We start from the raw sequence: 12,392 nt of genomic DNA on the forward strand, positions 1-12,392 counted from the left end.
GAAGCGGCGCAGGGTCGCAGGCATCCGAGCTTGTTCCCTCAGTCGCCGGTAAACGGCATCTCCGAACTCACCACCGTCACCACGAACTGTTTCTCGGATTCGGCGAGGGCGATTCGATGGCCCTGCGAGTCCGGTGCGACGGCTTGCGCCGAGTAGGAAAAAGGCCCGACGGACACCCCGTGACGGGCCATGGTGTCCGCGAGGGGCGTGAAGTCCGCCTTCCTCTCCGGAGTGATCAACACCCGAGGACGCCGGCAGGTTCCCAGGAACAGCGGCAGGAGCCGGAGGATCCCCTTCGGCCCCCACAGCGAGACCTGCCCGCTTCCCAGGGGTCCATCGGGCAGCCACGGACCGTTTTCAAAGGGCGGCACGACCGCCGGGAGGAACCATCCGAGGCGCCTGATGCATGACCAGCGCACCTCCAACGCATCGACCTTGGTGGCGAAGTTCCCGGTCGTTCCTGCGAGTTCCCTGAAACCACGCTGGGCACCCGGCTTTCCTTCGTGTGGGCGCAGTCTGACCAGTTCGCGGGAACTCGCCGTGCCCAGGGACAGATCGGCGGCGGACCACTCCCCCACCATCACCGGCCCGGCCACCGCCGCAATCGGTGCTGATGCGGCGCGCAGACCCTGCGCTGGATCGCGCCAGCGCGCTTTGCAGCGGTCGATACGGTAGTCGCCGATGGTCTCGTGGCCGCCGCTGGGGGTCCGAATCTGCGAGAAATGGTGCGGATCGAGAAAAGCGTTCAGTGCCTGGACATAGAGCGCCCAGCGGTCCTCCTCCGGCTGTGCCAGGCGGCCCTTGCTCTGCCGCGACAACCGTTCCTCGATCTCCGCCCGCACTCCTTCGAGCACCCTCCGGCCCTGTACCCGAGCGGCGACGACGCCGGCCGGCGAAGGCGCCTTCGCGCCACCGCCGAAAGCGGAAACGTCACCCGTCCGCGGAGCCTCGACAAGCGACCAGGCAACGTCCCTCTGCCGCTCGGCGGTCTCGGGAGAGACCGGCACATCGATGTTGGTGAGGAAGAGCTGGTAGCTCGCTTCGACGGACGGCACGCCGCGCAGGTAAGTCTCTCCCCACTTCGGAACATCGTCCGCAAAGGCCTCCCCGTAGAAGGGCCCGAACTTCGAATCGTTCCAGTTCGCCACCAGCGGAACGGTCACCGCCTGCGGGCAATAGCCGCTGCGGGGAACGCCGCCGACCTCGAGGGCGGTTCGCAGATGGCGGGTCCAGAGGTGGGTGGCGTTGATGGCGGCCTCGCAGGCGGGCGAACGGTTCAAACGAGAAAGCGGGGAGCCGAAGCTCCCCGCAACCATACCCGCTGGCCCTGCCTCAGGAAATCGGCAAGACGTTGTTGAGCACGGCGAAGATCTTGGGCACTCCGGTGGTGTCCTTGGCGGAGATCGAGAACGTATCCTCGTTGAAGGTCACGTCCTTCGAGCTGCCGCCGGCCTTGCCACCGAAGGTGAAGGGGCCGATGCGGACTCCCGCGGTGGCGCCCCACTTCTTCCTCACTTCGTTGTAGGCCGAATGGCCGAGGTTGATCTCTACCTCCGGCTGCATCACCACCACCAGGGACGAGATCATCAGCGGAAAGATGCCGCCTTGACCCCAAGGCTTCTTGGTGCCGTTGCCGATGATGCCACCGGGCTGCCACGGTCCGTTTTCCAAGGCCGCGACCTGGGATCCCATGTACCAACCGCCGGGCCGGATCGGGAACTGCTGCCAGGAGCTCAACCGCGACACCATCTTGAACTCGTCGGAGGTGTTGTCGATGTTCACCTCTTCGTACTCGCCGCCGCCGCTCACCGCGACGAACCCGTTGGTCCATCCGGCCTTGGCGCCGACATTGAAGGTCGACTCGTGAGAGACCTCCGTCTTGCTGGTGATGATGATCTCCTGGGACTGCCGCTGACCGGCCTTGAAATCATCGATGAACTTTTGGAGATCGGCGGCGGTATCGAACGTCCGCTGATCCACCTCCGACGAGTTGGGGGGCGGAGTCATCCCGACCACCTGAAACTGCGGATCGTTGAAGCGCTGTTGCATCTGGGCGAAGGTCTGCCAACCCTGGGTGCTGGTGTTCAAGTAGCTGACGTAGGTCTGCTGAGCGCTATCCACTCTGCCCTGGGCGGCCGAGATCTTGGGCGCCTGGAACTTGGTGTACCACTGCCGGAAAGACAGTTGCCGGTTCGGAGGCAGGCCTTCCTGCTTGGTATTGAAGGCATCCCACTCTTCGAAGAGATTGCCCTCCAGCATATTCAGATTCTCCAGCGCCTCGCCGAGCTCTTCGGCGGCTTCGTTGGCCTTCTGCTGATTCGCCGGATCGGCCGGGGGGATATCGATATTCGTAAAGATCAGCTCGTAGGAGCCGGTGACCGTCTGGCCGCTCTCTTTGTAGTTTGCGCTCCAGGACGGGATCACGTTGCCCTGGGTATTGAGCACCCAGCGGGCCACCGCCTTGCGCTCTTTCTTGCCGTCGGTGCGCTTCTTCCAGTATTTCTCGTTCCAGGTGGCGGGAAGAGGCGCGGTCACGAGCTGAACGCTGTTCCAATCGGCGCCCTGGGACAGGGTGTCCACCATCGCGGTGCGGTACTGACCCCACAACTTGACGCTTGATTCGCTCACTGCCATTTTTCCAAGTCCTCCCTTCGAAATTAGTGCCGGAATAGGGCGATCTGCCCAGGGTGTCCGAGGGGAGGAAAAACGTTTCGCGGCAGGCCGCAGAAGGCGCGACGACCACCTTCGTGAGATCGGCGACCCGCTCGTCCCCGCCCGATAAGGACTGCGCTCTCACCAGCGGCGCCAGGCGGGCGCATCGAATACGTCCTCACTCCTGAGCGCAATATTCACATATATCAAATTTGATCATTTAAACACTTTCGGTTAAATTATTTTCATTCCCGGAAATCCAATCATCACTCTTTGAAAAGGAGAAGGTAATGCTCAAGTCTCGTTCAATGTTCGCAATCCTCATCGCGCTGTTCGTGGCCATTACCATGGCGCCGGTCCTGGTCGCCGAGGAGGCCGAGGGCGACACCAAGGGAACGGCCAAGGTCATTCCGCTCGACCTCGAAAAGAATCAGTCCGTCGACAAGGTGCGCTGCATCGTGGATTGCGCCGGCGATGGTGGAGATCCCGAGTACGATAACCCCGCCGACGACGCGGGGCACTGCATCGATATCTGCGAAGCCATCTGTCGCGCCGAATGTGAAGTGATCGAACAGGTATAGAACGAATCCTGCCGCCGCCCGGCTCGTCCCGAGCGATCAGGCGGCGGCAGGCCATGAACTCTTCAAGCCACCAGGCCACGACGATCAGTCGCCGAGATAGCGCGCCAGATACCAGTGATTACCGAAGGGATCCTCTAAGGCAGCTCCGTACTCTCCGTAGTCCATGGTCATCGGCTCGTGGAGCGATTCGGCGCCGAGTTCCAGTGCCCGCCGGAAACAGCCGTCCACGTCTTCCCAGTAGACGTGCAGGGAACCCGGCCGTGCCTTCCATTCGGCGCGAGCGCTGCTCATTTCGATCATCGAGTCGCCGAGACGGAAGGAGGCGTGCCGAAGGCGGCCGTCATCGTCGAGGGTGCGATCCAACTCTTCGGCGCCGAAAAGCTCCGCGACGAAGCGGGCCAAGGCCGGGGCGTTATCGACGATCAGGTAGGGCGTCACGGTCGAGAAGCCCGGTCGGCGGGGGCCTTGCTGCTGGGTCATGGTCTGGTTCTCCTATGGCGGAGCGCCGCCGTTCATCGACAGCCTCCTGACTCCAGACTGCTCTACCACAGGAGCCCCCGATCGCCCACTGCGAGATGAAGGCGGTTCGCCATGTCCTTCGGAAGGGTGGTTCCGATGGAGCCACCGGCTTGACGTAGGGTCAGATCCTGGACTCAGTCTAATCTTGATTCACCATGGGCTAGGCGAGTCCGGCCCACTGAGTCGCCACCCCGGCTAGAGGTGAGCCCGCAATACAAGAGTCGAAGACCAGGGATATGGAATGGTCGTGCTCAGGGATCGACTAGCGGTTCCGAAGTCGGCTTGCGGTGCTACGGCTAGGACCTCGACCGGTCCCGCGGGTAGCCCTGTGCCCTGCCACAGGCCCGATGCATCGGCCATATTCGCGCCGGCGAGCCACTGTAGGGTCGAACCCGAAAGAGATTGCTGACCGATCCACAAGGCCACCCGCGCGGCTAGATCAAACTGTCCACCAGAACGGGGTCGATACCACTACTTTACGGGTCAATGTGAATAGAACCCACCCCGCGCACCGCCGCAATCGCTTCTACCAACCGCTTCACCGAATCAGGGTTCAGCGCGGCGACGTTGATGCGACCGGAGTTCACCATGTAGACGGCTTGCTCCTCCCGCAGGCGTACGACTTCGGCGCGGCTCAATCCAGTAAAGGAAAACATACCGCGCTGCCGTATGATGAAGTCGTTGCCCTCGGGGTGCAGGCGGAGCTGGTGCTGATCCAGGGCGGAGGCCAAGAGACGCCGAATCTCCTCGATGCGGTATCGCATCGCCGACAGCTCCTCCAACCAACCGCCACGGATCGCAGGATCGGTGAGCACCCGGGCGACCACCGCCCCGCCGTGGGACGGTGGACTGGAGTAGAGGGAGCGAATGGCTCGCTTCACCTGGCTGAACATCGGCTCCCGCTCAGCGACCTTGGCGGTCACCACGGTCAAGGCGCCGACCCTTTCCCGGTAGAGTCCTAGGTTCTTCGAAAAGCTACTGCAGACAGCCGCCTCGGGCACCCGCGAGAGAACTTCGAGAATGCCCGCGCGATCTTCTTCCAGACCTTCACCGAACCCCTGGTAGGCGAAGTCGAAAACCGGCAGGGCACCACGCCGGGCGAGGAGCTCGCCGAGGATCGGCCAGTGCTCCGGCTGAAGGTCGACGCCGCTGGGATTGTGGCAGCAGCCGTGGAACAACACCAGATCTCCTTCCGACACCTCCCCCAGCGCATCGACCATCGCGTCGAAGGCGAGATCTTGCGCCGTCGCATCGAAATAAGGGTAGGCCCGGCTGTTCAAACCCACGGCTTCGAGTAGCGGCTGGTGGTTGACCCAGGTCGGGTTCGAGTACCACACCTCGGCCCCCGGACGGATGTTCTGAACCGTCTCGAAGAACACCCGCAGGGCGCCGGTGCCACCCGGAGTGTGCACCGTGAAGGAACGCTCCTCGGCAATCGCCGGGTGGTCGGCGCCGAGCACGAGATCCCGCACCCGGCGGCCGTAGGCCGGATCGCCGGGGATCGGCAAGTAGCTCTTGCTCCCCTCCTCCTCGACCAGACGCCGCTCCGCCGCCTTGACCGCTTCCAGGACCGGCGTCGCCCCTTCGGCGTTGGCGTACACCCCCACCCCAAGATTGAGCTTGTGGGAGCGCGGATCCTGCCGAAAATCCTCGCTCAGGCTGAGGATCGGATCCGGCGGTGCCAGGGACACGCCTCGGAATAGATGACTACCACCACGGGTCGATGACATCGCTGGAACTCCGGAGGATTGAAAACGCTAAAAAGAGCTCTGAGGTTAGCAAATCGGACATGCTAACGTCACTCTTCGTGACCTCTTTGCTCGGCCTCGACGCCGCCTTCCTCTACCTGGAGAATTCGCGCTCTCCGATGCACATCGGCGCCCTGGCGCTGATGGAAGGCACCACTCCTCGAGGGGCCTTCACCTTCGAGAGATTCCGCCGGCGCATCGCCCAACGACTGCCCCGGGTTCCCATCCTCCGGCAACGGCTGGCGAAGGACCCCACCGGCCTGGCAAGCCCCTCCTGGGTTGACGACGAAGACTTTTCCCTCGACCATCATCTGCACCACACCACCCTCGCAGAGCCTGCTGGCTGGGCGCAACTCACCTCGCTGATGGCGCACGAGATCGCTCGGCCGCTCGCGCGCGAACATCCGCTGTGGGAGATCCTCTTCGTCGAGGGCCTCGGCGAGCTGCCGGGGGTGCCACCGGGCGCCGTCGCCCTGATCACCAAGATGCACCACGCGGCGGTCGACGGTGTGTCCGGGGCCGAGGTACTGGGAGCGCTCTTCGACCTGACGCCCAAGGCCAGCGACGACACGCCGATCGCCGCCTGGAAGCCGGACGACACGCCGACGGACCTCGATTTGCTGTTCTCCGCCGGTCGCCGGGCGGCCGGCAAACCACTCGCCCTGGCCAAGACCGTCGGCCGCACCCTGAAAGGTCTTGCCGGATCCGGAGCGTTGTGGGCTCTGGGACGAGTGGAACTGCCGCCTTCGCCCTTCACGGCGCCACGCACCCGCCTCAACGGGCCGATCAGCGGGCAGCGGGTCTGGGATGCGGTCAGCCTGCCGCTCGATCGGCTGCGAGCCCTCCGGCGCCACCTTTCGGGCATCGCTCCGGACGGGGTGACGATCAACGACCTGGTTCTCGGGATCTGCTCCGGCGCCCTCCGCCGCTATCTTGCGGAGTACGACGACTTGCCCACGGACCCGTTGGTGGCGATGGCTCCCATTTCGGTGCGCGGTCGCGACGAGAACGAAGCCCTCGGCAATCGGGTCTCGGCGATGCTCGTTCCCCTCGCCACCCACGAGCCGGATTCCCTGGAGCGTTTGCGTTCGATTCACCGGGACTCGGTCTCCAGCAAGGCCTACCATCGCGCCATCGGCGCCGACACCCTGACGGACTACACCCAGTTCGTGCCCTTTTCCGTCGCCGCCCTGGCTGCCCGCCTGTACACCGGGATGGGAGCCGCGCGGTTTCACCGTCCGCCCTTCAATCTGGTGATCACCAACGTGCCGGGACCCCAAGTTCCCCTGTATCTGGGGGGCTCGCGCATGCTCACCCACTTCGGCACCGCGCCCTTGTTCGATGGCCTCGGAGTCCTGCTCGCCGTGTTCAGCTATGACGGCAGTCTGGGGATCGGGATCACCGCCTGCCGCCGCACTCTGCCAGACGTCGACCGATTCGCCCTCTACCTGCGACAGTCCTTCGAAGACCTGGAGGAGGCGGCCGCCAGCCTCTCCTCCGATTCGCCCACCGCTACTCCGGAAGATTCATGAGCGCGACCCCTCGATCAAAAAACCACCTCAAGCCCCCCTCGCCTCTGTGGTTGTTCCTGGAGCCGCGAGCGATCTACGAGGCGGCCGCCTCGGTGATGGCCATGCCGGTGCTGAACAAGGCGCCGCGCGGCGACGGACACGGCGTACTGGTTCTCCCCGGCTACCTGGCGAGCGATCTGTCGACGGAGCCGCTGCGCGCCTACCTGCGCCATCTCGGCTATCGTCCCTTTCGCTGGCGCCTCGGCCGCAACCTCGGGCTGCGGCCAGGCCTCGAACGGCGCATGGCGGCGCGGCTGGCAGAAGTGCGCCGCCGCACGGATCGCCGGGTGAGCTTGATCGGCTGGAGCCTCGGCGGCATCTATGCCCGCGAGCTGGCGCGACAGCACCCGGACTCGGTACGACAGGTGATCACCCTCGGCAGCCCGTTCACCGGCAACCCCAAAGCCAACTGGTCTTGGCGGCTCTTCGAGCGCACCAGCGGCTTCAAGATCGACGACATGGACCCCGAGGAGATCGCCGCCCGCCAGCAGACTCCGCCGGTGCCCACCACCGCCATCTACTCGCGCTCCGACGGTGTCACCGCCTGGCAGTGTTGCGTCGAGCAGGAAAGCGACCGGAGCGAGAGCGTCGAGGTGGTCGGCAGCCACTTGGGTATGGGCTTCAATCCACTGGTACTGCACGTCATCGCCGATCGGCTGGCCCAGGAACCGGGCCAATGGAGGCCCTTCGAGCGCGAGGGCCTGAGGAAGTATCTCTATCCGAGGCCAGGGCACCCAACGAACCGTCCGGCGGAATGAAACGAGATCCGGCGAGGCCTCAGGAAGCCCTCGCCGTGCGACGATGGATCCCTGATAGGCTTCCTTCCTGGAGCCATCATGACCGTTCGCGACATTCGCCCCGCAGTCTCCGATCCACCCGTGCGCTCCCCAGCGGAACAGGCCGAAGAGGAGCGCAATCCCGGCATGGAGCTGGATCTCGGCTGGGTGCGCGACGTGCGGGTCAACACCAGCGCCGTCGAGCGCCGAGCCGCCACCTTACCCAAGCGGCGCAGCGTCAAGAAGGACTGGCAGGCCGCCTGGCAACTCCGGGCGATCACCTGCATCGATCTGACCACACTGGCTGGCGACGACACGCCGGGCCGGGTCAAGCGGCTGTGCGCCAAAGCTCGGCAGCCGATCCGACGGGACATCCTCGAAGGCCTGGGGGTGGGAGATCTCGACCTCAAGGTGGCGGCGGTGTGCGTGTACCACTCGATGATCGAAACCGCCGTCCGCGCCCTCGAAGGGTCCGGCATCCCGGTGTGCGCCGTCTCCACCGGCTTCCCGGCCGGCCTCTCGCCCTTCGAGCAGCGACTGGCGGAGGTGCACGCCTCGGTCGCCGCCGGTGCCCGGGAGATCGACATCGTCATCACCCGCGCCCACGTCCTCAACGGTGACTGGCCGGCCCTCTACGACGAGGTTCGCGCCTTCCGCGAAGCCTGCGGCGATGCTCATTTGAAGGCGATCCTCGCCACCGGGGAACTCGCCACCCTGCGCAACGTCGCCCGCGCCAGCCTGGTGGCGATGATGGCCGGCGCCGATTTCATCAAGACCTCCACCGGCAAAGAAAAGGCCAACGCCACCCTACCGGTGAGCCTGGTGATGGTGCGGGCGCTGCGCGAGTACCACGAGCGCACCGGCCACGCCGTCGGCTTCAAGCCCGCCGGCGGCATTTCCACCGCCAAGCAGGCGGTGGAGTGGCTGGCGATGATGAAAGACGAGGTGGGCGACGGCTGGCTGACCAACGACCGCTTCCGCTTCGGCGCCAGCAGCCTGCTGGGAGATCTCGAACGGCAACTCGAACACCATCTCACCGGGCGCTACTCGGCGTCCTTCCGCCACCCCATCGCCTGAGGATCGCCGAAATGAGCGTCGCCGAAATCTTCGAATCCATGGAGTACGGCCCGGCGCCGGAATCCGCCGCCCCGGCCGAGGAATGGCTGGAGCGGCACGACCGTCGCTTCGGACCCTTCATCGCCGGCGAGTTGCGCTCGGAGGCCTCCGGCGGCGACTTCGAGACCCACGCACCGGGCTCCGGAAAGGTGCTCGGGCGCATCGCCCAGTGCGGCCCACGGGAGGTCGACGAGGCGGTGGCGGCAGCTCGCGCGGCGCAGTCGGACTGGTGGAAGATCGGCGGCTACGGCCGCGCTCGCCACCTTTACGCCATCGCCCGCAAGATCCAGAAACACTCGCGGCGCCTGGCGGTGCTCGAATCCCTCGACAACGGCAAGCCGATCCGCGAGAGCCGCGACCTCGACGTGCCGCTGGCGGCCCGCCACTTTTACCACCACGCCGGCTGGGCGCAAGTCATCGACCAGCGCCACCCGAACTGGCGGCCGCTGGGGGTGGCCGGCCAGATCATCCCCTGGAACTTCCCGCTGCTGATGCTCGCCTGGAAAATCGCGCCGGCCCTGGCAACGGGCAACACCATCGTGTTGAAGCCGGCGGAATTCACTTCACTGTCGGCCATCGCCTTCGCCGAGCTGTGCCGCGATGCCGGCCTGCCGCCGGGGGTGGTCAATCTGGTCACCGGTGACGGCGCCGTCGGCGAGATGATCGTCGCCCATCCGGACATCGACAAGATCGCCTTCACCGGCTCCACGGAGGTCGGCCGCGTCCTGCGCCGGGACACCGCCGGCACCGGCAAGAAACTGTCGTTGGAACTCGGCGGCAAATCGCCCTTCGTGGTGTTCGACGACGCGGACCTGGACGGCGCCGTCGAGGGCGTGGTGGACGCCATATGGTTCAACCAGGGCGAGGTGTGTTGCGCCGGTTCGCGGCTGCTGGTGCAGGAGGGCGTGGCGGAGCGCTTCCACGACAAGCTGAGGACCCGCATGGAAACCCTGCGCCTGGGCGACCCGCTGGACAAGGCGATCGACATCGGCGCCGTGGTGGCGCCGGTGCAGCTCGAACGCATCAAGGCTCTGGTCGACCGCGGGGTCGAGGAAGGCGCCACCCTCTGGCAACCTGCGGCGACTTGCCCGACGGACGGTTGGTTTTTCCCCCCCACGCTGCTGACCGGCGTCGAGCCGGCGGACACCGTGGCGCAGGAGGAGATTTTCGGTCCGGTGCTGGTGTCGATGACCTTCCGCACGCCGGACGAGGCGGTCGCCCTGGCCAACAACACTCGCTACGGCCTGGCCGGCAGCGTGTGGACCGAGAACATCAACCTCGCCCTGCAGGTGGCGGCGCGCATCAAAGCCGGTACCTTGTGGATCAACTGCACCAACCAGTTCGACGCCGCCGCCGGCTTCGGCGGCTACCGCGAGAGCGGTTACGGCCGTGAGGGCGGCGAAGAGGGGCTGTGGGAGTACATCCGCCCGGCCTGGGAACTGGCAACCGAGCAGAAACCGCAGAAGGTGGCCAAGAAACCTTCCAAGAAGGCGAAGGGCAAGCCGGCCGCCGTGGCGATCGGCATCGACCGCACCGCCAAGATGTACATCGGCGGCAAGCAGGCGCGCCCGGACGGCGGCTACAGCCGCTCCGTCGTGGGTCCTGACGGCTCACCGGTGGGCGAGATCGGCGAGGGCAACCGCAAGGACATCCGCAACGCCGTCGCCGCCGCTCGCAAGGCCGGTCCCGGCTGGGCCAAGGCGAGCGCCCACCTGCGGGCACAGATCCTCTTCTATGTCGCCGAAAACCTCGAACCGCGCAAGGCGGAGCTGGCCGGCCGCATCGTCGCCATGACCGGCGCCACGGCCAAGGCCTCCTCCCAGGAAGTCGAGCGCGCCATCGAGCGCTGGTTCCTGTGGGCCGGCTGGGCGGACAAATACGCCGGCACGGTGCAGGCGGTGCCGATCCGCAATTTCACCTTCGCCGTGCACGAACCCCTGGGCACCCTAGGGATCGTCTGCCCGGACGAGAATCCCCTTCTGGCCTTCACATCCACCGTCGCCCCGGCCCTCGCCATGGGCAACACCGTGGTGGCGGTCCCGTCCGAGGCCCACCCCCTGGCGGCAACGGACCTCTATCAGGTGTTCGAGACCTCCGATGTGCCGGCTGGCGTCGTCAACATCGTCACCGGCGAGCGGTCCGTCCTGGCGCCGGAGATGGCGAAGCACGACGACCTCGACGGTCTCTGGTACTTCGGCCCCAAGGCCGAAGCGGAGCCCCTGGAGAGCGCTTCCATCGGCAACCTCAAGCGCACCTGGGTCGGCCACCCGGGCCGCGATTGGACGAACTCCGAGCAAGGCGCTGGCGAAGAATTTCTGCGCCACGCCATCCAGGTGAAGAACATCTGGGTGCCCTGGGGCGAGTAGTCTTCTTGCAACCTCGGCAGCCGGCGAAGGCCATCGCCGCCCTGATTCTTCTCGCGGCCTGCACCAGTGCGGCCCCGAAGCCTCCACGGTTCTTGGCGGCTCCCGTCCCTCTCACTTCCGGGGGATCGAACTACAAACCGGCGTGGTCCCCCGACGGCCGGCGCCTGGCCTTCGAGTCGAATCGCGACGGGAACCTCGAAATCTACACAATGAATGCGGATGGCTCGAATCCGCGGCGCGTCACCCGCCATGCCGCGACGGACGCCGGACCGTCCTGGTCTCCGGACGGCGAACGGATCTTCTTCTACTCGAACCGGTCCTCGGAGGAGAATCCGGACGGGCGCTGGCGGCTCTACTCGACCGCGGCGGACGGCTCCGATGTCGAATCCTTCGGCCCGGGCCGGCACGATGAGTTTCGGCCGGTGGCATCGCCGGACGGGCGCTTCATCGCCTACGACGCCTGGACCGAGAGTGCCGGCACTCACCAGGTCTTCGTCTACGACCCAGCGAAGGACGAAGCGACTCAGTTGACCCGCACCCGGTCCTACGAGTCGGCGCCCCAGTGGTCACCGGACGGCTCGCGCATCGCGTTCTTTTCGGAGCGAGATTTTCCGCCGGCGGAGGACCGTCGGCGCACTCCGGCGGAGATCTACACCATGGCGCCTGATGGCTCGGACCTTCGCCGGATCACCCAACTCGGTGTCCGCAGCCACTATCCAGCCTGGTCGCCGGACGGGCGCTGGCTGGCCTTCGAGTCCGACCGCGAGGGCAATACCGACATCTACCTGGTACGGCCGGACGGAAGCGGCCTCACCCCCCTCACCCAGCACCCGGCGCCGGACCTCGGCGTCACGTGGTCGCCGGACGGCTCACGCCTCGTCTTCGTCTCCGAACGAGATGGAACGGCGCAGATCTACCTCGCCTCCTTCGCTCTCTCGAAGAGGCCCTGAATGCCCGAAGGCCCCGAGATCCGCCGCGCGACGGATCGGCTGGACGCCGCTTCGCCGGCAGATTGACCACGAAGGTCGAACTCGCCTTCGACGAACTCAGATCGTTCGAGGGC

General features: G+C 65.8%; 10 protein-coding genes. 6 read left to right on the forward strand and 4 right to left on the reverse strand.

What is annotated here, in order from left to right; translation table 11 throughout:
* Window positions 1–38: 38 nt before the first annotated feature.
* The gene (locus AAF481_13110; GenBank protein ID MEM7482108.1) at window positions 39–1,280 is read right to left on the reverse strand and encodes a hypothetical protein; all 1,242 of its coding nucleotides are present in this window, start codon (window positions 1,278–1,280) and stop codon (window positions 39–41) included.
* Window positions 1,281–1,332: 52 nt separating this feature from the next.
* Window positions 1,333–2,628 (reverse strand): hypothetical protein, encoded by a 1,296-nt coding sequence (locus AAF481_13115; GenBank protein ID MEM7482109.1) that lies wholly within the window; start codon window positions 2,626–2,628, stop codon window positions 1,333–1,335.
* A 314-nt stretch (window positions 2,629–2,942) separates the two neighbouring features.
* Between AAF481_13115 and AAF481_13120 the strand changes: the two genes are divergently transcribed.
* Window positions 2,943–3,233, forward strand: a complete 291-nt coding sequence (locus tag AAF481_13120; GenBank protein MEM7482110.1) for a hypothetical protein — start codon at window positions 2,943–2,945, stop codon at window positions 3,231–3,233.
* Between the two features lie 84 nt (window positions 3,234–3,317).
* Here the strand turns inward: AAF481_13120 and AAF481_13125 are convergent, their stop codons facing one another.
* Window positions 3,318–3,713, reverse strand: a complete 396-nt coding sequence (locus AAF481_13125) for a VOC family protein (GenBank protein ID MEM7482111.1) — start codon at window positions 3,711–3,713, stop codon at window positions 3,318–3,320.
* A gap of 515 nt (window positions 3,714–4,228) precedes the next feature.
* A complete protein-coding gene (locus tag AAF481_13130) occupies window positions 4,229–5,482 on the reverse strand; it encodes an amino acid aminotransferase (protein MEM7482112.1) in 1,254 nt (417 codons plus the stop codon).
* A gap of 59 nt (window positions 5,483–5,541) precedes the next feature.
* Here AAF481_13130 and AAF481_13135 point away from each other — a divergent pair, with 59 nt between their 5' ends.
* From AAF481_13135 to AAF481_13155, 5 genes are all read left to right on the forward strand, one after another.
* On the forward strand, window positions 5,542–7,032 hold the full coding sequence (locus tag AAF481_13135; GenBank protein MEM7482113.1) for a wax ester/triacylglycerol synthase family O-acyltransferase: 1,491 nt from the start codon (window positions 5,542–5,544) through the stop codon (window positions 7,030–7,032).
* The gene (locus AAF481_13140) at window positions 7,029–7,829 is read left to right on the forward strand and encodes an alpha/beta hydrolase (GenBank protein ID MEM7482114.1); all 801 of its coding nucleotides are present in this window, start codon (window positions 7,029–7,031) and stop codon (window positions 7,827–7,829) included. The genes AAF481_13135 and AAF481_13140 overlap by 4 nt, the downstream gene beginning before the upstream one ends.
* Window positions 7,830–7,994: 165 nt before the next feature.
* Window positions 7,995–8,924, forward strand: a complete 930-nt coding sequence (gene deoC, locus AAF481_13145; protein ID MEM7482115.1) for a deoxyribose-phosphate aldolase — start codon at window positions 7,995–7,997, stop codon at window positions 8,922–8,924.
* Window positions 8,925–8,935: 11 nt separating this feature from the next.
* Window positions 8,936–11,329, forward strand: coding sequence for an aldehyde dehydrogenase family protein (locus AAF481_13150; protein ID MEM7482116.1), 2,394 nt, complete (start codon window positions 8,936–8,938; stop codon window positions 11,327–11,329).
* Window positions 11,330–11,334: 5 nt separating this feature from the next.
* On the forward strand, window positions 11,335–12,279 hold the full coding sequence (locus AAF481_13155; GenBank protein MEM7482117.1) for a hypothetical protein: 945 nt from the start codon (window positions 11,335–11,337) through the stop codon (window positions 12,277–12,279).
* Window positions 12,280–12,392: the final 113 nt, after the last annotated feature.

The sequence above is a fragment of the Acidobacteriota bacterium genome (assembly GCA_039030395.1).
GTDB lineage: Bacteria > Acidobacteriota > Thermoanaerobaculia > Multivoradales > JBCCEF01 > JBCCEF01.